Source organism: Aeribacillus composti (assembly GCF_007827555.1).
GTDB classification, from domain to species: domain Bacteria; phylum Bacillota; class Bacilli; order Bacillales; family Aeribacillaceae; genus Aeribacillus; species Aeribacillus composti.
Genome location: NZ_VISS01000002.1, coordinates 30552 through 50546, shown reverse-complemented (window position 1 = coordinate 50546; position 19995 = coordinate 30552). Strand labels below are relative to the sequence as shown.

At 38.6% G+C, this 19995-nt stretch carries 24 protein-coding genes; 5 read left to right on the top strand and 19 right to left on the bottom strand.

The annotated features are described in order from the left end of the window. Positions 1-15: 15 nt before the first annotated feature. From FB379_RS01295 to gpr, 3 genes are all read right to left on the bottom strand, one after another. Entirely contained in the window at positions 16-363 is a 348-nt protein-coding gene (locus FB379_RS01295) for a DUF3679 domain-containing protein (RefSeq protein ID WP_063388020.1), read from the bottom strand. A 23-nt stretch (positions 364-386) separates the two neighbouring features. Then, positions 387-1556 carry a stage II sporulation protein P gene (spoIIP, locus tag FB379_RS01290; RefSeq protein WP_063388019.1) on the bottom strand — a complete coding sequence of 390 codons (1170 nt, stop codon included), beginning with the start codon at positions 1554-1556 and terminating at the stop codon, positions 387-389. Between the two features lie 74 nt (positions 1557-1630). Then, the gene (gene gpr, locus FB379_RS01285) at positions 1631-2725 is read right to left on the bottom strand and encodes a GPR endopeptidase (RefSeq protein ID WP_063388171.1); all 1095 of its coding nucleotides are present in this window, start codon (positions 2723-2725) and stop codon (positions 1631-1633) included. Between the two features lie 196 nt (positions 2726-2921). Between gpr and rpsT the strand changes: the two genes are divergently transcribed. Continuing rightward, the gene (gene rpsT, locus FB379_RS01280) at positions 2922-3188 is read left to right on the top strand and encodes a 30S ribosomal protein S20 (RefSeq protein WP_063388018.1); all 267 of its coding nucleotides are present in this window, start codon (positions 2922-2924) and stop codon (positions 3186-3188) included. Between the two features lie 15 nt (positions 3189-3203). Here the strand turns inward: rpsT and holA are convergent, their stop codons facing one another. Then, positions 3204-4256 carry a DNA polymerase III subunit delta gene (gene holA, locus FB379_RS01275; protein WP_063388017.1) on the bottom strand — a complete coding sequence of 351 codons (1053 nt, stop codon included), beginning with the start codon at positions 4254-4256 and terminating at the stop codon, positions 3204-3206. Between the two features lie 288 nt (positions 4257-4544). Here holA and FB379_RS01270 point away from each other — a divergent pair, with 288 nt between their 5' ends. Further along, positions 4545-4676: a YqzM family protein gene (locus FB379_RS01270; RefSeq protein WP_065095531.1), complete on the top strand. Its 132-nt coding sequence runs from the start codon at positions 4545-4547 to the stop codon at positions 4674-4676. A 100-nt stretch (positions 4677-4776) separates the two neighbouring features. Here the strand turns inward: FB379_RS01270 and FB379_RS01265 are convergent, their stop codons facing one another. The 3 genes from FB379_RS01265 to FB379_RS01255 are packed head-to-tail and all read right to left on the bottom strand — an operon-like array spanning position 4777 to position 8395. Continuing rightward, positions 4777-7086: a DNA internalization-related competence protein ComEC/Rec2 gene (locus tag FB379_RS01265; RefSeq protein ID WP_158640148.1), complete on the bottom strand. Its 2310-nt coding sequence runs from the start codon at positions 7084-7086 to the stop codon at positions 4777-4779. Between the two features lie 25 nt (positions 7087-7111). Then, the gene (locus FB379_RS01260; RefSeq protein WP_063388016.1) at positions 7112-7672 is read right to left on the bottom strand and encodes a ComE operon protein 2; all 561 of its coding nucleotides are present in this window, start codon (positions 7670-7672) and stop codon (positions 7112-7114) included. A gap of 33 nt (positions 7673-7705) precedes the next feature. Continuing rightward, a complete protein-coding gene (locus FB379_RS01255; protein ID WP_144596745.1) occupies positions 7706-8395 on the bottom strand; it encodes a helix-hairpin-helix domain-containing protein in 690 nt (229 codons plus the stop codon). 95 nt (positions 8396-8490) lie between these two features. Between FB379_RS01255 and comER the strand changes: the two genes are divergently transcribed. Continuing rightward, positions 8491-9315 (top strand): late competence protein ComER, encoded by an 825-nt coding sequence (gene comER, locus FB379_RS01250; RefSeq protein ID WP_144596743.1) that lies wholly within the window; start codon positions 8491-8493, stop codon positions 9313-9315. A 72-nt stretch (positions 9316-9387) separates the two neighbouring features. Here comER and FB379_RS01245 read toward each other — a convergent pair whose 3' ends face one another. Genes FB379_RS01245 through FB379_RS01210 form a run of 8 tightly spaced genes read right to left on the bottom strand, consistent with a single transcriptional unit; the run spans position 9388 to position 14420 of the window. Beyond that, positions 9388-10137, bottom strand: coding sequence for a class I SAM-dependent DNA methyltransferase (locus tag FB379_RS01245; protein ID WP_235600443.1), 750 nt, complete (start codon positions 10135-10137; stop codon positions 9388-9390). Then, entirely contained in the window at positions 10125-10478 is a 354-nt protein-coding gene (gene rsfS, locus FB379_RS01240; protein ID WP_063388012.1) for a ribosome silencing factor, read from the bottom strand. Before rsfS ends, FB379_RS01245 begins: the two co-directional genes overlap by 13 nt. Before the next feature lie 13 nt (positions 10479-10491). Further along, positions 10492-11052, bottom strand: a complete 561-nt coding sequence (gene yqeK, locus FB379_RS01235; RefSeq protein ID WP_063388011.1) for a bis(5'-nucleosyl)-tetraphosphatase (symmetrical) YqeK — start codon at positions 11050-11052, stop codon at positions 10492-10494. After that, entirely contained in the window at positions 11042-11611 is a 570-nt protein-coding gene (locus tag FB379_RS01230; RefSeq protein WP_066250550.1) for a nicotinate-nucleotide adenylyltransferase, read from the bottom strand. Before FB379_RS01230 ends, yqeK begins: the two co-directional genes overlap by 11 nt. Positions 11612-11633: 22 nt before the next feature. After that, on the bottom strand, positions 11634-11930 hold the full coding sequence (gene yhbY / locus FB379_RS01225; protein WP_063388009.1) for a ribosome assembly RNA-binding protein YhbY: 297 nt from the start codon (positions 11928-11930) through the stop codon (positions 11634-11636). Continuing rightward, positions 11927-12772: a shikimate dehydrogenase gene (aroE, locus tag FB379_RS01220; protein ID WP_066250548.1), complete on the bottom strand. Its 846-nt coding sequence runs from the start codon at positions 12770-12772 to the stop codon at positions 11927-11929. Before aroE ends, yhbY begins: the two co-directional genes overlap by 4 nt. A 26-nt stretch (positions 12773-12798) precedes the next feature. Next, on the bottom strand, positions 12799-13905 hold the full coding sequence (gene yqeH, locus FB379_RS01215) for a ribosome biogenesis GTPase YqeH (RefSeq protein WP_066250545.1): 1107 nt from the start codon (positions 13903-13905) through the stop codon (positions 12799-12801). Continuing rightward, complete coding sequence (locus FB379_RS01210; protein ID WP_063388006.1) at positions 13905-14420, bottom strand: YqeG family HAD IIIA-type phosphatase; 516 nt, start codon at positions 14418-14420, stop codon at positions 13905-13907. Before FB379_RS01210 ends, yqeH begins: the two co-directional genes overlap by 1 nt. 316 nt (positions 14421-14736) lie before the next feature. Between FB379_RS01210 and sda the strand changes: the two genes are divergently transcribed. Together sda and sigK are read left to right on the top strand one after the other, a co-directional pair. Then, the gene (sda, locus tag FB379_RS01205) at positions 14737-14877 is read left to right on the top strand and encodes a sporulation histidine kinase inhibitor Sda (protein ID WP_063388169.1); all 141 of its coding nucleotides are present in this window, start codon (positions 14737-14739) and stop codon (positions 14875-14877) included. Positions 14878-15159: 282 nt separating this feature from the next. Continuing rightward, complete coding sequence (sigK, locus tag FB379_RS01200; protein ID WP_063388005.1) at positions 15160-15879, top strand: RNA polymerase sporulation sigma factor SigK; 720 nt, start codon at positions 15160-15162, stop codon at positions 15877-15879. A 464-nt stretch (positions 15880-16343) separates the two neighbouring features. On the opposite strand, the gene FB379_RS01195 is transcribed toward sigK, so the two are convergent. The 4 genes from FB379_RS01195 to FB379_RS01180 all read right to left on the bottom strand — a co-directional run bounded on the left by FB379_RS01195 (position 16344) and on the right by FB379_RS01180 (position 19952). Then, positions 16344-16577, bottom strand: a complete 234-nt coding sequence (locus FB379_RS01195; protein WP_063388004.1) for a YrhC family protein — start codon at positions 16575-16577, stop codon at positions 16344-16346. Positions 16578-16667: 90 nt separating this feature from the next. Next, complete coding sequence (gene mtnN, locus FB379_RS01190) at positions 16668-17363, bottom strand: 5'-methylthioadenosine/S-adenosylhomocysteine nucleosidase (RefSeq protein WP_063388168.1); 696 nt, start codon at positions 17361-17363, stop codon at positions 16668-16670. A 109-nt stretch (positions 17364-17472) separates the two neighbouring features. Next, positions 17473-18141 (bottom strand): YrrS family protein, encoded by a 669-nt coding sequence (locus tag FB379_RS01185; protein ID WP_063388003.1) that lies wholly within the window; start codon positions 18139-18141, stop codon positions 17473-17475. Between the two features lie 53 nt (positions 18142-18194). Beyond that, complete coding sequence (locus FB379_RS01180; protein ID WP_144596741.1) at positions 18195-19952, bottom strand: peptidoglycan D,D-transpeptidase FtsI family protein; 1758 nt, start codon at positions 19950-19952, stop codon at positions 18195-18197. Between the last annotated feature and the right edge of the window lie 43 nt (positions 19953-19995).

Here is a 19995-nt window from a genome sequence, read left to right as displayed (position 1 = left end):
TTCTTTTAAATTTGTTTAGGTGTATGCTTCAATCAGCTCCAATATTCCTTCAATGATCGCTGATGTTCCTTTTTGCACTAGATTCGCAAGCGATTTTCCAATTTGAGAGAAGAAATTGAATGCCTCTATTTTTTCAAGCTGCTCCTGCTTTTTTTGTAAATCGTGGCTTGTCACTTGATTTCCCAAAATCGTGGCTTCCAGTTTTCCGTCGTCCTTTTGCTTTAGTTGAACGGCTTCGACTGTCTCTTCCGTCTCATAGCCTCTCATTTGTTGAATGCCATGGCTCGCTTGCTGTATGCCAATTATTACTCCTAAAAACATAATGAAGGTTAGAAGCAGACTTTTGGCCATAAACTTCGCCATCAAACATTCCTCCTTTCAAGCCGTCACTCGTTCTGAACGCTCCCGCTCACCTTTTCTGCCTGCCAATAATATTCGCTAAATATGTTTGCAACAGCTTCGACAGTTCTGCTGAGTTCTTCCATGTTATTATCAACTCCCCCGAATTCAATCAGCAGCGAATTCTCTGATAAGTCTTGATTGTAAACGCCGTTAACTCCTTCGCCTTTTTTGGAAAACACACCACGGCTTAAGCCCGGATATTTCTTTTCAAACAATTTGTGCAAATTTTGTGCAATTTTTTTATTTTTATCAGCATTTGGATTATTCCCACCAATCACAAATGCAATTTTGGCATAACTCTTTCCATTAATCGTAATGGTTGTTTTATCCCTTTTTTGTGAATCACGGTGGATGTCGAAAATGTATTGAAGATCTCGATTCGATGCCAATGCTTCTTGAACAACAGGTCTTGATGCATCATATGATTTGTAATATTTCCATTTTTTCTCATTTAATACAGTTTGAAAATTCGTTTTGTCCACAACCGCTCCTATTCCTCTTTCTTCAAGCTCCTGTCCAAACTTTTCTCCGACTAATGTGACATTCGCCTTTGAATGAAAAGGAGATTTTGCCCCATTTAATAAAGGATAATAAGATTCGGTCGTGTGAGTATGATAAATAAATACGACTTTTTTTCCATTTGTTGTTAAGTTAGGAGACTGTTTTGGCTTTTCCTCGCCTTCCACATCTTCAAGCTTGTCAATCGAAGCTTCCCTTTCCTCTAAAAGCACTTCTGTCGGGGGAGCGGATTCAATCGGCATGTTCGTATAATTCGTCCCTTCTCCAGCCACAATGATGTCGCCATCGAACAAAGTAAACCCTGGAAGCTCCCGTCCGAGCAAGCTGCGCGGATCATCAGGATTTATGCTTGTCGTTAATTGAAAAAGGACGGAAGAAACTGAAAAATCCGGTTTACTTTCTTCTAATCCTTGAGAAAAATAATGGTTTTCAAAGTTTAATAAATGAAGAAACATTCTGCCGTTTATATTTCCCGTGATTTCATGAATAGAACTAGAGGCGGGACGATATTCAATCTTAATCGACGTCAAAAGCCCTGTAATGAAAAACATAAAAATGATTAAAAAAAATCCCGCTAAGATGATTTTTTTTAAGCTTGTCCTATCAACTGTTACGACCATTCTGCGATGCTTCATGAAAATCCTCCTCCAAGGCTTGTCTACAAAATATGTATGACAGCACTGGGAGGAATAGAACTTTTACTTTGTTTTTAATGTGTGTAAGCCCCGGTATTTTCCTCATTCACCGCGGAATGGAGCGCCATGTTTAAACCGCTCGCAAGCACATTCGCCATATCTTCAATAAACATATCTACTTCTTTTGGTGTTACCATTAAATTATGTCCAAGTGGACTCAGCACTTCATGAATCAGCATTCTCTTTTCATTTTCTTCCAGGGTACCGATTATCCCTAAAAACTGCTTTCTCTCTTTTTCCTCAGGCAAATCTTCATCCGTCAGCTTCTTTTTTTCAGCAAAGCTAAACCAAGACGGAGCCAACGCATTTTTTGGGCGATTTCCTTCCCGCATTTCTCTGCCGAGATGCTTTAATATAAAATCAATCGTATCACTAGTTATCGTTACAGCATCAACTACTGTCGGAATTCCGATTGATATAACCGGAACGCCTATCGTGTCCACACTCAATTCTTTTCTTTTGTTTCCTACGCCGGATCCAGGATGGATGCCGGAATCGGCAATTTGTATTGTGCTGTTTACACGCTCTATTGATCTTGCAGCTAATGCATCAACGGCAATAATGAAGTCAGGTTTTGATTGTTTTACAACTCCCGTTATAATATCAGATGTTTCAATTCCCGTTAGCCCCATCACTCCTGGTGCAAGGGCGCTGACAGGTCGATAGCCTTCTTTGACGTTTTCTGGTTCAAGCTGAAACAAATGTCTTGTGACCAATAAATTTTCACATGTTAAAGGGCCTAAAGCATCTGGAGTGACATTCCAATTGCCAAGACCGACCACTAAGCAGCTTGCATCTTTAGAAATTTGCAGCTGTTCCAAAAAAGAACTGAAATGCTTTGCAAACATTTTGATTACTTTTTCCTGCAGTTCGGTATCTTTATTGCGGATTCCCTGCACTTCCAGCGTTAAATATTTGCCTTTCTTTTTGCCGATTGTCTCAGCACCTTTATCCGTAATGTCCATATGGACAATTTTCATACCGTCTTCCTCTTCTTCTTGAACGATGACCCCTTCCATTTCTTTCTTTTTTTCAAGAGCCAAATCTCTCGCTTCAAGCGCCAAATCCGTTCTGATTGAATATTTGCTTAAATCAAGCGCGTTGTTCATCATTGTCACCCCAAGTTCATTTTTATCTATTTTTTCCAAAGTCATTTCATTTCATCCCATTTCTTAGCTTCAAAGGGGGAATTTCATTTACATTAGTATTGCAAAAGAAAAAACCGTTTGATAGAATAACTTTTGTTCTATATCCAAAAAAGAATGCGGCAGCTTTGATTTTATATAGTCAGTAGGAGGTGAAACAATGGCTAACATTAAATCCGCTATTAAACGAATGAAAACAAATGAAACACGCCGTGCCCGCAATACATCAATGAAATCGGCTATGCGTACAGCAATTAAAAAGTTTGAAGCGTACGTTGTAAATAAAGATGTTGAACAAGCAAAAGAAGCGTTTAAAGTAGCTGCGAAAAAAATTGATAAAGCTGCTTCCAAAGGAATCATTCATAAAAATGCAGCCGCTCGTTTCAAATCACGCTTAGCTAAAAAATTAAACAGCTTATCAGCATAAAAATAAAAGCAATCATCAAGCTTTTATCCCGCTTGTTGATTGCTTTTTTTCTTGCTGAAACAGCTTCAGCAGCAAAAACTCTAACGCTAATTGTCTATCTTTTTTTCCTGTTTTTATTTCAAAATCTGTCTCCGCAAGAGCTTTTATGATGCTCTGCAATTCACTGGCAGAAAACTGCTTCTCCTGTTTTAAAGCCAGCTTAATGCGAAACGGATGAACCTTTAAGGATGACGCCATCCGATCCTGTCCGTAACCGGATTTCGAAAGCTGCTTCACTTGATATAATAGACGGAATTGTTGTGTAAGGAGGCTTAAAATTTTAATCGGTTCTTCGTTTATTTTTAACAAATCATAAAAAATTTTAAAGGCTTCTTCTGTTTTCTTTTTGACGACGGCATCAATTAAATCAAAAACATTTTGTTCAAGCGAGCGTGCAACGAGCTGCTTGACCATTTCTGCAGTCAACTTATTTCCGCTTCCAACATATGCACATAATTTTTCCATCTCTTTATCTATGATCATTAAGTTGCCAGATGTTTTTTCCATAAGCTCATCGATCGCTTCTTTTTCCATCGCCACATTTTCTGCTTCCGCTTTTTCCTTTATCCATTTGACTGTTTCCTCTTCTGAAAAGGAATTCATTTCAACTACTGTTGCCGCTTTCTTTATTTGTTTTGTCAGCTTTTTTCTTTCATCAATTTTTTCATGTGGAAGCAAAAAGACAAAAACAGTAAACGGGGCAGGATTTTCTACATATTGTTCAAGTTTTTTAAGATTATGCTCCACTTTTTCTTTTTTCTTTTCGCTCGTCAAAAAATAAGGATTTTTCACAACAACCATCCTGCGTTCACCTAAAAACGGCATCGTTTCCCCATCTTCAACAGCCGTTTCTATATTTGTTTCTTCCATATCATAGACGGAATAATTAAATTCCCGTTCGTCTTCACTAATTGCCTCGGTTAACAATTTGCGAATTGTTTCATTTAATAAAAATGATTCTTTTCCATAAAATAAATAAAGAGACTGAAATTGTTTCTTTTTAAATGAATTCCATAAATCGACAATCATCTTAAGATTCCCCTAAAAAATGAAGTGTGCTTCATTCATCATATATGGAAAAAAATTTTTTCGCAACACTTCAACATAATGGAGAATTGGCAGCGAAGCCAATCCTCCGATTTATATGAACGTTTTTTGTAAGCCCCGGGACACTTACAAAAAAACGATTACCCATTCATATATTCTCCCTTTCGAAAAAGAATATAGTTGTTAATCGTTAACATGAATCATTTTTAAGAATGTAGATTTTTTTGCTGAAATCGCTTATACTACTTATGACGATGAGGAGGGGTATAGATGAACGAATTTGAACAAAATGTAAGCAAACGTAATGATGCTGTTGATTCTGCCGTCGGTTTTATTGTTTCTTTTGGCTTTTTTGCCACATTGTTTATCATTGCAACAGCGATTAAATTGATCGGCTCGTAAAGAGAGAGGCTGCAAACGGCAGTCTCTTTCTTTTTGCTCCTTGTACAATCCGGACCCAGCCGTCCAATCATCTCTCCATTTTCAAGCTGTCAAAACTGCCCTATTTTGTTAATGTATCGTATGGCGGGTAGAATAAAAAGGTTCCTTGAGACTTTCGATATTTGTATTGGACAGCACCCATTTGATCTGTACGAAAAATGGATACGTTTTGTTTTTTTAATCGATTCAATACTTCTTGATGAGGATGTCCGAAACGATTGTTTCTTCCTGCTGAAATGACCCCGATCTTCGGATCAATTGTTTGTAAAAATATATCGCTAGTCGAAGTTCTGCTTCCATGATGCCCGATTTTGACCACATCCGCAGTCATTTTTGGATATTGTTTAATCATGTGCCGCTCTCCGCTTTCTTCAAGATCACCGGTAAACAGCCAGCGCAACCCGCCTATTTTTGCCATTAGGACGAGAGAATCATTATTTTTAGAATCCGATTTTGTGAAAGGAGAGAGAACGTGGAAAGCTGTTCTGCCTGTGATCCGATCTCCTGCTTCTAATTCAAATATTTCAATTCCTCGATTTTTCGCTTCTTTTACTATTTGCTTTTCAAGCTCTTCTCTGGAAAAATATTTTGGAATAACCAATTTGTTTACTCGAAATTGTTTGATTAAGGTTAATGACTCGCCGATATGGTCATAGTCTCCATGAGTTAAAAACAAAATTTCAATTTCCTCTACCCCTTTCGACTGAAAATAAGGGATCAGGACGTCCAATGCGATGGAAAACGGTTTTTTTCGCATCTGCCAGCTTTCTTTTTCAAATACAGCCATTCCTCCTGTATCAATTAAATAACTGTTACCTAAGCCGGGCTCTCTAATAAAAATGCTGTCTCCTTGTCCGACATCAAGAACTGTTACTTCTCCCGGCATGGTCATTTTTCCTGCTATCAAAAGCAATGCAGTGAGCAAGCTGCTGCACAATATCGGTTTTCCCCATTTTTTCATCGGCTTATGCTCCATTTGAAAGAAAACAGCAATAAAAATGACGCATTGCAGCAAAAATAAATAAACAGTCGGTTTTCCAGTTGTTATCATGAAAAAAGGCAAATTACTGAAAAATAATGCTGTTTTGGACGACAAAGTAAAAGAAGTGTGAAGAAGGGAAACAAATATTGAACCGATGGAAGAAGAAATTACGGTTAAAATGAGGGTGATCATGGTAAGCGGCAGCAAAAAGAACGTGTATAGCGGCACAAACATAATATTCATGATAAAGCTCAATAGAGAAAATTGATAAAAATAGTAGCATATAATCGGCAGTGAAGCAGTTTGGGCAACAAATGAAACTGCTGCCAACAATTGCAATGAATTCCTGCATTTTTGGAAGATTTGTCTTGATAAAATTAGTGAAAATGTGACTGCGTAAGAAAGCTGAAATCCAAGATGAAAAACTTCATACGGGTCAAGAAATGTCATGAGAAGAAAGCTGAATGAGATTGAATCAGAAAGGGGCATATTTTGTTTAAAAAGTGTTCCTCCCATGATCAGTGCTGCCATAAGAGAGGCGCGGACGACAGGCGGAGCTCCTCCTGTTAACAATGCATAAAAGGGGAGGAAGCAAATCAAAATCATAATGGTTTGTTCTTTTGAAATGCCCAGCCGCAAAAGGAAGAAGTAAAGTGAGGCGATTAATATGCTTACGTGAAGACCTGAAATCGAAAGAATATGAACAATCCCTAGCTTTCGATAAGCGGCAAGATCTTCTTCTGGAATATTGTTCTGATAGCCTACCGTCAAAGCAAGGACGAAGCCGGCTGTTTTTTCTGGAAATTTATGATGAATCCATTCAATCATTTTTTGCCGGTAATTTTCCAAATGATCTTTCCATGACGGCTTATATGTACAATGCCCGATTTTGTCGAGCTTATACAGCCAGTGAATTTGCTGAAAATACAAATAGCGCTTATAATTAAACGCATTTTCATTTGTGTTATTTTTCGGTTTTTCAAGCTTTCCTGAAAAATTGCATATATCACCTGGCCGTATATTATTTGTATTTTTCATCTCTTGTTTTGTTTTCAATGTATAACGGGCCGTCAGCTTTTCTCCCTGATTCGTCTCGACCGCAAATGTCATCAGATCCCCGTCGATTTCAGGAGAGGAGATTACCTTTCCTTTTGCTGATAACATGCCTTCGTGATAATTTGTTTTATTTTGTTGATCATACCAATGAAAATATGGAAGCATGAACAAAAACGAGCAAGAAACGATGAAAGCTAATTTCCTTTTATGTTGAAGCCATAAGAAAAAAAGAAGTGCAGCAAAAATGAAAAAAGGAAGAAGGGAAGGAAAAGAGGTAGCGGAAACAATCGCCAACAATGCGGAAATCGCGACATATGCCCACTGGCCTCTCAAAAAAATAACCTCCTTTTCGATTAGATCAGCCGAAAAGTTGACGGGCTTGTTCATTCCATTTTTTCAAGTCCGTTTCTGATACGCCGAGATGTTTTAAAGCATTTAAAAGCTGCTCAACATATTCGCGCTTTTCTTCATTTTTTAAATCCAAAGTCGTTTCATCGAATGCGACTTTTTCTATATGAACACCTGCTTGTTCAAATAATTCCATTGCATATGGATGATTTTTGTAATCTTTTGCATAGTATACACTTTGAATACCCGCTTGAATAATCGCTTTTGTGCAAGCTAAGCATGGAAAATGCGTGACGTAAATTTCCGCTCCTGCTGTTGCCACTCCAAATTTGGCGCATTGCAATATCGCATTCATCTCCGCATGGATCGTTCGAACACAATGGTTATCAATCACATAGCAGCCTTCATCAATACAGTGAACTCCTCCTGCGATCGAGCCGTTATATCCCCCCGCAATAATCCGTTTATCGCGGACAATCGTAGCACCGACAGCAAGTCTTGTACATGTGCTTCTCAGCGCAAGCAAATGGCTTTGCGCCATGAAATAATGATTCCAAGAAATTCGATCCACTTTTACCCCTCCGAATTTTGTAAACATTCTTTTTCAGTTTATCGACAAGTCTTCATGTTCGTCAACGCTAATCTCATTTTTGATCTTTTCAAACGTTTTTTCTCCTATACCGGTAACCTCCAGTAAATCCTCTTCTTTTTGAAACGGCCCGTTTTCTTCACGGTGTGCGATAATTGCTTCCGCTTTTGCAGGGCCGATTCCCGTTAATTTTTGCAGCTCTTCCTTTGTCGCCGTATTAATATTGATTTTTTCTTTCTCTTGCGGTCTTTGTAAAGCATCAGCATTTGCGCCGCTTTCATCGATAAGAGCATTTTCGTCAATTTTTTCGCCTAGCTTTGGCACATAAACAACCATACCGTCTGTTAGCTTTCTGGCCAGATTCACACGATTTCCGTCTGCCTGGTCATTCATTCCTCCAGCTTTTTCGATTGCTTCAAACACCCTGCTGGATGACGGCAATTCATAAACACCAGGCTTACGAACAGCCCCCTTTACATCAATAAAAATCATCGTCGTCTGTTCGTTACGGCGCTCATTCTCTTCTTCGTCATCATCTTCTCTGCTTTTTTGCATCGGCGTTCGTTCATCCGTTTCCAGCAATGGTTCATCGGAAACTTCGATCTCGTTTGAATCACGCCAGTTGTTGATGATAAAAAACAAAATGGCAGCGAAAATGATTAACAAAAAAACCCCATACTTTTTTATAAAAAGGAAATGGTTCATACACATGAATTCCCCTTTCTAAATATTCATTCATAAAATAAGGCAGCAGAACATATCGTGTAGGAGAACAATGTTAAAAAAAGGAGGGGTGAAAAGTGAAAATAGGGTTTATAGGAACCGGCAATATGGGGCGTATTCTCATTGAAGCTTTTTGCGAGGCAAAAGTATCAACACCCTCATCGTTGTTTATAACGAATAGAACGATTCAAAAGGCATATGCCATCAAACGGAAATATCCTGAAATACATGTTTGTACATCAAGTATAGAGGTCGTTCATCAAAGCGATTTCATATTTCTATGCGTTAAGCCTTTAGATATACACCCCCTTTTAAAGGAACTGAAAACTGGTTTACAAGAACATCAATGTTTAATTTCCATTACGAGCCCGATTTCAGTCGAGCAAATCGAATCGGCTGTTCCATGCCAAGTAGCCCGAGTCATACCAAGCATAACAAACAGGGCTAAAGCGGGAGCTGCTTTGCTGACATTTGGAAATAGATGCAGCGAACATACAAGAAATATCATTCTTTCCATGTTTGAAAAAATATCAAAGCCAATCTTAATAGAAAATAACATTACCCGTGTTGCATCTGATATCATCAGCTGCGGACCGGCTTTTTTCAGCTTTTTGCTACAAAAATTTATTGAAGCTGCTGAGGCGGAAACAGACATTTCGAAAGAGGATGCGGTTCAATTAGCAAACGAGATGATGATCGGCATAGGCAAGCTGCTTGAAAGCGGGTATTACACGCTTCCGACATTGCAGGAAAAAGTGCACGTAAAAGGGGGAGTTACCGGAGAGGGGATTAAAGTGCTTGAAAATGAACTAGGCGACATGTTTCATCATTTATTTCAAAGCACCCATGCAAAATTTGATGAAGATTTACAAAAAGTGAGGCATCAATTTGACAATGAATAATATTCTGCAGGGCTCATGAAAATTCCTGCTAAAATGAAAAAAACCATCGAAAAAAAATTACATTCGATGGTTTCAACTTTTTTTCGCAATATAAAATATTCGTTCCGCCTGCTCGATGTCCGGGCTTTGAAAAATTCCATCCGTTATGTCAACGATCGTAAAGCCGCACTTTTCCAACATATGTCGGTACTCAGAAATTGAAAAAGTTCTTTGATAATGGTCTTCATCCAACCGTACATAATCCGTTCCATTGTTCACAAAGAAGGTTAATTCATGAATGACACTGTTTGGATATTCACCGTCAAAGCATTTCCAAATATAGCTGACATCCTCATCATTATCAGCGAATACAGCATGTTTAAATATTTTCTCCATTTTATGAACAGAATGGGCATCAAACAGAAATAAGCCGTTTCGGTTCAAGTGGTCGTATACGGCTTGAAACGTTTTGACCACATCCTCTTCCTTCAACAAGTAGTTGATGGAATCGCAATTTAATAACACCGCATCAAAAGGCTTGTAGCCTTTAAGCTCCCTCATATCTTGTTCAATAAAGAGCGCATCAAACCCTTTTTTCATCATCTTTTCCTGGGCAACGGCGAGCATTTCTCCGGAGAGATCGACACCTGTTAGCTCATACCCAAGCTCTGCCATCCTATACGATATTTCTCCTGTTCCACAAGCTAAATCTAGCACCCGGTTCCCGCCGTTTCCATATCGTTGAATCGCTTGATGCAAAAATTGCGCCCATTCATCATAAGGAACATCTTTCATTAATCGGTCGTACACAGATGCAAAATGCTTATAAATCAAGCTAACCACTCGCTCACTTCTTCGCGCGGAGCATCTCCCCATAATTTTTCTAAATTATAATAGCTTCTTTCATCCCTATGGAAAACATGAGCAACGACATCTCCTAAATCAATGAGAACCCATTTTGCCTCGTCAAACCCTTCGAGACGCTTGACGGGAATTCCGTTTTCCTCTGCTTTCTCTTTCATTTCTCTGGCAATTGCTTGCACATTTTTTTCGTTATTCGCATGGCATATCATAAAATAATCAGCTATTAGAGAAATTCCTTGCATGTTTAATACTACGATATCTTCTGCTTTTTTATCGCTGCCTGCTTTAACAGTTAAAGCTAGAATATCACGCGAATTCATCCACTTCACTCCTTCAATTTTTCATTACGAGCGCATTATAAGTTTTAAACGTTTCAGGGTAAATCGGCTGCTTTTTCTTCATTAAAAATGCAATCGTATTGGATATCGACTGAACGAGCGCTTCATTTAAATCTTTTTGTGCCAATTCCCTGACTTCATCGACTCCGGGGAAGCTTCTACCCGGTTCAATATAATCAGCTAAATAAATCACTTTTTCAAGAAGAGTCATGTTTTCTCTTCCGGATGTATGGTAGCGGATCGCATCTAAAATTTCTTTATCAGAAATGCCGACTTCCTTCTCGACTAAATAGGCGCCAACAGGTGCATGCCAAAGTTCTGTATTATATTCCAGCAAGTCCTTCGGCATATTTTGTTCAATAATAATTTTTCTCATTTCATCTTTTGGCCGAAATTTGGCATAATCATGAAAAATAGCTGCTAATTCTGCCTTTTTCACATCGGCGCCGTACCGCTTTGCCAAACTGATGGCTGTCTCCATTACGCCTAAAGTATGTTGATAACGCTGTTTCGTTATCGCCTTTTCCACAACTGCTAACGCTTTTTCACGTTCCATATAATCGATTCTCCCCTATATATTGAATAACTTTTTTGGGCAGAAGATAGTCCACCGCTTGTCCGTTTTTCAATCGCTCTCTGATCATTGTAGAGGAAACATCAAACTGAGGAACTTCCACCTCTTTTACGAAAAATGTGCTCTCATTCGAGTATCCGTTACGTTTCACGCCGACAAATTGCACCATATCCATCAATTCCTCTATTCGATGCCAATGAGGCAAATTTTCAATCATATCTGATCCAATAATAAAATAAAATTCTTCGTTTGGATATCTTTCTTTCAATATTTTCACTGTGTCATACGTAAAAGACGGACCCTCTCTTTCAAGTTCAATTAATTGGACTTGAAAAAATGGATTTCCTTCAATTGCTCTTTTCAGCATATTTACCCGGTGGTGTGTTTCTGTCACCGGCTCCTTTTGTTTATGGGGTGGAATATTGTTCGGCATAAACCATATTTTGTCCAGATTAAGAGAATGAAGAACCTCATTGGCCATTAATAAATGTCCGTTATGGGGCGGGTCAAATGTCCCCCCAAAAATTCCGATTTTACCCAATTTTTCCGCACCATCCGTTCGTTTATTCAGGCAAAATGATTTGTTTTTTTTCTTTTGATTCTTTATATAAAACAATGACATTTCCGATGATTTGGACGAGATGGGCATTTGTCCCATCAACAAGTGCTTGAGCAACTGCTGCTTTGTCTTCATCACAATTTTTCAGCACGTTCACTTTTATGAGCTCTCTTGCTTCTAAACAATCGTTCACCTGCTGAAGCAAATTTGAATTTACTCCGCCCTTTCCAATTTGGAAAATCGGGTTCAGATGATGTGCAAGAGAGCGTAAAAAACGTTTTTGTTTTCCAGTTAAAGTCATGATTTTCCTCCTAATTTTTCATATACGAGCTTTTTCATTCGACTGACATCAGGTTCCACATTCGTCCATATTTGAAACGCACATGCCCCTTGATAAACAAACATTCCTACTCCGTCAACAGTTTTAAGGCCCAGCTTTTCAGCCTCTTTTAATAACATCGTTTTCAGCGGATTATAAATGATATCAGCAACGACAGTTCCGCCATGAACGCGTCCGGTTAATTCAATCGGCTTTTCTTCGATATTCGGCTTCATCCCGATGGATGTCGTTTGAATGATGACATCATATTCATTGGACGTTTGATCGAGTTGTTGGAATGAATAAACGTTTCCTTTTGTCTCATAGCTGCAGTTTTCCTTTAACAGATGAGCCCGCTCTGCTGTTCTGTTTACAATATCAATGAACGCAAAGCCTTCTTTCGCCAGCGTTGTATAGATCGCCCGAGCGGCTCCGCCCGCCCCGATCAGCAGCACTTTTAAATCTCGGGGATTGGTATTGTCAATATGCTCTTTCAATGACAGGTAAAATCCGTATCCGTCTGTGTTAAAACCGATTAATCTCCCGTCTTCGTTTTTTACTGTATTTACCGCGTGAAGCAATTGAGCCGATTCATCCAACTCATCAAGAAAAGGAATGATTGACACTTTATGCGGAACCGTTACATTAAACCCCTTTATGCCAAGAGCCTTCATCCCTTTTACCGCTTGTTCAAGCTCTTCCCCTTTTACTTGAAATGCGTGATAGCGGGCATTCATATTTAAGTAATCGAAAGCATCGTTATGAATGAGAGGGGAAAGCGAATGACCGATCGGGTCGCCTATTACTCCGTAAACTTGCTCCATTTGAAATCCTCTCCACCTTTTTGTTTTTATATTAATGAATGACGGACGCCCACATGTACATCTTTAGGTGCATAAGCAACAACTCTTTTCGGTCCATCGTGGATCGTTACCCATCCAAGACCTGAAAACACGATATCTTTCTTTTTTCCATTTATAGTGAATTCGTGCGGGACAAGTTCTGGAAAGGATTCGACTGCTTCTTTTCTAGGAGGGGTTAAAAGCTCCCCTAAATGTGTTGCATATAAATGATCCGCCTTCTCCAGTTTTGTTCGATGAATGTCAATGCTGTTCGGAATATAGCACACAATGGAGGAACGTCCTCCCTTTATATAATCCAGTCTTGCCAATCCGCCGAAGTATAAAGTTTGCCTTTCATTTAACTGGAACACTCTAGGCTTAATTTCTTTTTTCGGCGATAGAAGCTTTAGGTCGCGCTTATCAATAAAGTGCGCCATCTGATGATCATTGATAATGCCTGGTGTATCGTATAAAACTGCGCCGTCATCTAACGGAATTTCAATTAGATTGAGCGTTGTGCCGGGATAATGGGAAGTTGTAATGATATCCCCTTCTCCCGTAACCTCCTTCAAGATTCGATTAATAAAAGTTGATTTCCCAACATTTGTACATCCAACAACATACACGTTTTCTCCGTTGCGATAATGATCTATTTGCTCTGCCGCTTCTTTAATGCCATGTCCCTTTTCTGAGCTGATTAAAAGCACATCCAATGGCGTTAATCCATACTCTTTTGCTTCTCTCTTCATCCAACGAATAACCTTTTCTTTTTTCACCGATTTTGGAAGGAGATCAGCTTTATTGCCGATTAAAATGACTGGATTGTAGCCGATAAAACGCTGTATGCCGTTGATCCAGCTTCCGTTAAAGTCAAAAATGTCGACAACCTTCACAACAAGAGCTTTCGTATTGCCAATGCCGTGCAAAATTTTTAAAAAGTCCTCATTTGTTAACGAGACATCTTGAATTTCGTTATAATGTTTCAGCCGAAAACACCTTTGGCAGATCGGCTGTTCTTTCTCAAGAGCAGCTTTTGGAGCATATCCAATTTCAGATGGATCTTCCGTTTGAATTTTTACTCCGCACCCGACGCAAACCTTCTCATCCAAACTCATCACTCCTCCCAATGCAGCATGCCTTTCTGTTTTAACAATTTTAAAATTTTCCTTTCAATTTTCCTGTTGATCCGGGTCCAAAAGCCGTCAGTAGACGATACAGGCACAACTAAAATCGTATGAAAACCGCAGAGATTCCCTCCGAGAACATCTGTCAGCAGCTGGTCGCCGATCACAACAACTTCTTCTTTTTTCAGCCCCATCTGCTCAGCCGCTTTTTTAAACGCTTTTGCACGGGGTTTTCCCGCTTTCGAAATGAACGGAATATTCAGCGGTTCAGAAAACGAACGGACGCGTTTTTCGTTATTATTTGAAACAATTGTCACTTTAATCCCGTTCTGTTCCATCATTTCAAACCAATTTTTCAATTTCGGAGTTGCGTTCGGCCTGTCCCATTCTACTAAAGTATTATCTAAATCGGTAATAATACCTTTTATACCTTTTTCCTTTAAAAAATGAGGATAAATATGAAAAACGCTTTTCGCATATTCTCCGGGTAAAAACCTTTTCAGCAAATTGAACACCTCTTAATTCAATAAATAGACTACTGTTAAACTATTTTTCATCATACCGAATTTCGAGTTTACTTTCAAAACAATATTGTTTTCACAAAAAAATTCGACAATTTTTTAACATATTCAACAGCTGTGGATAATTTTATACACAATATCCACCTATTCATATCAATCTTTAGTAAAGTATATAAACAAACTACCCACAGCTTTTCCACCGAAGGCTGTGGATAACAGAACGGTTGTTCTCTATTAAAAAACATGGTAAATTTATGGTAATAAATAAAGGAGGTGCTTTCTCCATAACATGATCGCTTCTATGAAAAATTTATCGGACGAATTTTTAATTGAATCTTACTATAAAGCAACCGAAATGAGGCTTAGCAAAGAATTCATCGAATTAATAGAATTGGAAATAAAGCGCCGCTCGCTCTCTCACTTATTAAAAGCATCATCTTAGCGGTGTCTTTTTTTTTTGCTTAAAATACCTACCCCTGAGGCGCATGGCTGCATGTTCCACAGCCGCTAAACTCCTTTAACAGATAATCGTTGATGTCAATCCACAATGACTTAATACCTTTCAACTGATGATCTCCGATACCAATCCATTTTTCTTCACTGTCTCATTATAACTAAAACTCAGCTGTTTTCCATACTCTTTCCCCCTTTTTCATGAAGGACATACAAGGACAAAGCCGCAATCACATACAATTTAATAATACGTAATGCGGGGGTGAAAAACATGTCTGGAATTTTGACTGCACTAAGCTATTTTATAAAAGAATTGGTTTTTCTCGTTTCATATGTAAAAAACAATGCTTTCCCTCAACCGCTTTCCCCAAATGAAGAAAAAAAATATCTCCGCCTGATGGCCGAAGGAAATGACGAAGCAAGAAATATATTAATTGAACATAATTTGCGCCTTGTCGCTCATATTGTCAAAAAATTTGAAAATACAGGTGAAGACTCGGAAGATCTCATATCCATCGGCACAATTGGTTTAATTAAAGCGATTGAAAGCTATTCCGAAAACAAAGGGACAAAGCTTGCTACATATGCCGCAAGATGCATTGAAAACGAAATTTTAATGCATCTCCGTTCCTTAAAAAAAACAAAAAAAGATGTTTCCCTACACGATCCTATTGGCCAAGATAAAGAAGGAAACGAAATCAGTTTAATAGATGTGCTAAAATCAGAAAATGAAGATATTATCGACACGATTCAATTGAATATGGAGCTGGAAAAAATTAAGAAATATTTATCGATTCTAGACGAAAGAGAAAAAGAAGTCATTATCGGGCGGTTTGGATTGAATACGCAGCAGGAAAAAACGCAGCGTGAAATTGCGAAAGAGCTCGGCATTTCGAGGAGTTATGTTTCCAGAATCGAAAAAAGGGCACTTATGAAAATGTTTCATGAGTTTTACCGAAATGAAAAAGAAAAAAAGATGTCAAAAGAATAAAAGGAAAAGCATTTTCAACGAGATTTTGTGCGAAATTTGCGAGAGTTCCTGAATGATTTACTCGCGTAAAACTGCAAAATTCATTTTAAAGTGGTGGCTTTCCGATATGTGACATCCCATAAAAACTCAAAATTAACCTTGTTGCAGGTTTTCCAGCGCATTGGCGCAAATCGAGATATAAAAACGAATCTCAAAATTGACCGATTAATAAAAATCGCAGAAAGCGAATCCTCTGTTTGACGTAAAATGGTGGTAACATGATTTGACAGGATGCGAACGTTACGGTTGAGAGCCCATTACAACTGCTTTCAATCTGTAAAAAGGCAACCTTTATTGCAGCGCTAGTTGCTGTTTTCATATGAAACAGAACAATGCCGCCTTCATTCACCTAATGTTTTATCAAAAAAGAGGGGCTCAAAAGAGTCAGCTATACTGACTTTTTTGAGCCCTTTTTCAAGAAATGATTAAGATTGCAACTTATCAAGCTTTTTTTGATATTTCGATGACAATTTAAAAAATAGAATAGAGCTGGCTAACATCATCGTTGAAGTTCCGATTAGCATTATTTCTTGTATATTTGTCCGAGGTGAATGATTAGGAATCCATATTCCGATGTATAAAAAGGTTCCGACAGCTAGCAGAACGAGAGCAAAATGCTTATAGTCTTCTATTAATTCTTTTAATTTTTTCTCCTCCATGATATCACCTAATCGAATTAGTTATTCTATATTATAAAAGAATAACATATCGATTCGGGCTAATAGGCTTGTAATAGTTTCCATTTACATTCAACTTAGTTCTTCAATCATTTTCAGAACCAATTCCGATGAATTGAAAGCCGCTTTGTCTAAAAATTGTTCAAAGGAAATGTTCGACTCTTTTCCGGCGATATCTGAGAGCGCCCGGATGATGACAAAAGGTGTTTGAAATTTGTAGCACACTTGCGCGACAGCAGCAGCTTCCATCTCAACAGCGTACAAATGGCTGAATTTAGACCGGACAAAAGCTACTTTATCGGGGTCGTTCATAAAAGAATCCCCCGTTGCGATCGCCCCTTTTACCGTCTGAATTCCTGAAATGTCTTTTGCTTTTCTTTCAGCGATTTCAATCAGTTTTTCATCGGCCTTAAAGGATGGAGGAAGCCCGGGAACTTGACCATATTCATACCCAAAAGCCGTCACATCTACATCATGATGGCGAACCTCTGTGGATATGACAACATCCCCTACGTTTAAAGACTCATGAAATCCTCCGGCGGAGCCGGTATTGATCACATAATCCGGCTGATATCGCTCCAGCAGCAAAGTGGTGCTTACGGCTGCATTCACTTTTCCAATTCCTGATTTTAATAAAATCGTATCAGTTTGATTGTATTTCCCAATCATAAAACTGCAGCCTGCAATCTCCTCTTCTTTTGTACAATCCAATTTCTCGCGCAGGATGCGAACTTCTTCTTCCATTGCACCAATGATTGCAATTTTCATATTCCAACATTCCTTTCTATCATGAATAGCTATAAAAATCATAAAAAAAGATCCCTCAAGTGTTTGACAGTCAGCTTTTTACACATGAGGGTCTTTTTTGCTTTTCAGTCTATTTTAATACTTCAACTCTAGTCGGTTTCCAGCCCTCTCCGTCTATCCATGTAATGGATACTCTATATTTTTTTCCGTCTGCTTTGTTTTGAATCGTTCCTTTCGCATCATTCGGGCTTCCGTTATTGCCGATCCAAAGGGTCTGCATATTTTCAAGAGAAACACCTGTTGCATAGCTTAATGCTTTCTCCATTTCCTTCCAATCTACAGATGACTTTTTATAAGTCGTAACGTGCTCACCTGTCTGGACTGTTCCGATCGGTTTCCAATTTGGATTTTCAATGATTTGTTCAACATCGGAACCCGCTTCTCCTTCAGTTACTGTTGCACCTTCAAAAGGATCATCGCTCGATTCCTTTTCTTCATTTGCTGATTGTGTATTTTCGTCCTCTTCCTCCTTAATTTCATTACTTTCATTCTGTTCAGCTGCTTTTTCTTCTTCCCGCTGATCGTTAGATTGTTCAGCTGTCTCTTCTTCGATATTTTTAGATGAGCTTGATTGCTCTTTTTGTTGTTCACTGTTGGAATTCGCTTGTTCAGTACCGCCTCCCAAAAAAAGCTGAGAAGCAATAACGAGGATGAGTAAGGCGACAATTCCAATTAAAATATTTAAAATCAAATTCGTTTTTCGTTTTTTATCCCGAATTTCATAACGAGAACCCGCCATTCCCCGTCAACTCCTTTGTTTCTCCAATCTTTGAGTTATTATTTTAACATACTTTATTCTTCATTAACATTATAAATCTGTTCAACCATTTCGTAAAAAACATCATTTGTCTTTGCTCTACCGCTCGTTTTGTTCATATCAACAACAACTAAGGCATATTTCGGATGTTCCGCAGGAAAAAAACCGGCAAACCATTTATGATATAATTTTTTTCCATTGTCGTTCAATGTTCCCGTTTCGGCAGTGCCTGATTTGCCGGCTACTTTAACAGGCAAGCTTTGAAACGCTCTGCCGGTTCCATCAGGATGAGCGACTACTTGAAGCAGGAGATCCGTTAATTTTGATGATGTTGCAGGGGAAATTTTTTCTCCTTTCATCAAATGGTTCTTGAATGTATACATCGTTTCTCCGTTTTTATATAAAATTTTATCCACGACTTTCACTTCTCTTTTTTCTCCTCCGCGAGCAATTGTAGCCATCATATTCGCGACAGCTAGAGGAGTAACCTTTACATTTTTTTGTCCGATGGAGGTTTGTGCGATGGCCTTTGCTGACTTTTTGTCGCTGTCATCTCCCCAAATCGTTCCTCTTTGCTCCCTTGGAAATTGTTTAAATTGATCGTAATGGTATACTTTTCCCGACCAGCCTGAGAAGCTGAGAAGGCCAAGCTTTTCTGCGTATTCTTCAATTATATTGCTCTTTTTTTGTATTAATTCCTGACCGATCGTAGCAAACGCATAATTGCAGCTTTTCGCAAAGCTTTCTTCAAACGTAAGCGTTCCAGCCCGCTTTTCTTCCTCTTTTTCTGTTTGGCCGTAGACATTCCGGTCACAATTAAATGTTCTTTCCGGTTTGATCATGTTTGTGTCGATCGCTGCTGCAGCGATAACGGTTTTAAAAACAGAACCAGGAAACATTGCCGAAAGCATTTTATTTTCATATGTTTTTGGATCATTCCGGTCCAGATCCGGTTTGGAGGCCATTGCAACTACTTCGCTGTTTTCAATGTCTAACAGAACGAGGCCGCCTTCATTTATTTGATGTTTTGTTAAAATTTGTTCAGCTTTTTCTTGCAAATGTTTGTCAATTGTTGTTTGAACGGCAATTGGGTAAAATGGATTGGAATCGGCAATATATTTTACATTGACGCCGAAAAGAGGCCTGCCGAGACCATCAACATGATATAAAAGTCTTGACGCATCTTCCGGCTGCAAAAATTCATCAAACGCCTCCTCCAGTCCAGTCACGCCTACTTCAGGACTTAATGACGTGATCTCTTTGTCAGGGTATCTTTTTTTCCATTCTGTTTCATTTTCGCTTGTCATCCCAATAAGATGGGAAGCAATATTGTCTGATTGCTCTGTTTTCATAAAGATGCCGAATACTCCCGGAATTTTTAACTTATTGATGGCTTTTATATCCTGTTCATCAAGTTGAAATCCTTTTTCTTTATTCAACAAAATAGGTTCATTTTTCGTTCCTTTCAATAATTGTTCGATTTCATCCTTGCGAACAGAAATGGCTGCCGCCAATTGATCGATCGGCCATTGATAATTTTTCAGAAATGGAAATAAAACGAGCGTAGGCAAATATGTTTCGTTCAAAGGTTTATTTTCACGATCAATAAATCGACCCCGCCCATCATCTATAATTACTTCTTGTGTCCTCTGTTTGACGCTTTCTTTCATCAAATTGACATCTTGTTCTGAAAATGACTCGGTTTCAAGCAGTTGAATTTGCGCAAGTCTATATATGAGAACACCCATTAACAAAATGATGAAGACGCCTATATATTTTATTCGCTTATTCATAAAAAAACACCTCGTCTTATATTTTCGACGAGGTGCGCACATC

What these genes read in the sequence shown, in the direction of transcription:
- FB379_RS01295 (WP_063388020.1), bottom strand. Translation starts at nt 363, where the DNA reads ATGGCGAAGTTTATGGCCAAAAGTCTGCTTCTAACCTTCATTATGTTT.
- spoIIP (WP_063388019.1), bottom strand. Translation starts at nt 1,556, where the DNA reads ATGAAGCATCGCAGAATGGTCGTAACAGTTGATAGGACAAGCTTAAAA.
- gpr (WP_063388171.1), bottom strand. Translation starts at nt 2,725, where the DNA reads ATGAACAACGCGCTTGATTTAAGCAAATATTCAATCAGAACGGATTTG.
- rpsT (WP_063388018.1), top strand. Translation starts at nt 2,922, where the DNA reads ATGGCTAACATTAAATCCGCTATTAAACGAATGAAAACAAATGAAACA.
- holA (WP_063388017.1), bottom strand. Translation starts at nt 4,256, where the DNA reads ATGATTGTCGATTTATGGAATTCATTTAAAAAGAAACAATTTCAGTCT.
- FB379_RS01270 (WP_065095531.1), top strand. Translation starts at nt 4,545, where the DNA reads ATGAACGAATTTGAACAAAATGTAAGCAAACGTAATGATGCTGTTGAT.
- FB379_RS01255 (WP_144596745.1), bottom strand. Translation starts at nt 8,395, where the DNA reads ATGAACCATTTCCTTTTTATAAAAAAGTATGGGGTTTTTTTGTTAATC.
- rsfS (WP_063388012.1), bottom strand. Translation starts at nt 10,478, where the DNA reads ATGAATTCGCGTGATATTCTAGCTTTAACTGTTAAAGCAGGCAGCGAT.
- yqeK (WP_063388011.1), bottom strand. Translation starts at nt 11,052, where the DNA reads ATGGAACGTGAAAAAGCGTTAGCAGTTGTGGAAAAGGCGATAACGAAA.
- yhbY (WP_063388009.1), bottom strand. Translation starts at nt 11,930, where the DNA reads ATGACTTTAACTGGAAAACAAAAACGTTTTTTACGCTCTCTTGCACAT.
- aroE (WP_066250548.1), bottom strand. Translation starts at nt 12,772, where the DNA reads ATGGAGCAAGTTTACGGAGTAATAGGCGACCCGATCGGTCATTCGCTT.
- yqeH (WP_066250545.1), bottom strand. Translation starts at nt 13,905, where the DNA reads ATGAGTTTGGATGAGAAGGTTTGCGTCGGGTGCGGAGTAAAAATTCAA.
- sda (WP_063388169.1), top strand. Translation starts at nt 14,737, where the DNA reads ATGAAAAATTTATCGGACGAATTTTTAATTGAATCTTACTATAAAGCA.
- sigK (WP_063388005.1), top strand. Translation starts at nt 15,160, where the DNA reads ATGTCTGGAATTTTGACTGCACTAAGCTATTTTATAAAAGAATTGGTT.
- FB379_RS01195 (WP_063388004.1), bottom strand. Translation starts at nt 16,577, where the DNA reads ATGGAGGAGAAAAAATTAAAAGAATTAATAGAAGACTATAAGCATTTT.
- mtnN (WP_063388168.1), bottom strand. Translation starts at nt 17,363, where the DNA reads ATGAAAATTGCAATCATTGGTGCAATGGAAGAAGAAGTTCGCATCCTG.
- FB379_RS01185 (WP_063388003.1), bottom strand. Translation starts at nt 18,141, where the DNA reads ATGGCGGGTTCTCGTTATGAAATTCGGGATAAAAAACGAAAAACGAAT.
- FB379_RS01180 (WP_144596741.1), bottom strand. Translation starts at nt 19,952, where the DNA reads ATGAATAAGCGAATAAAATATATAGGCGTCTTCATCATTTTGTTAATG.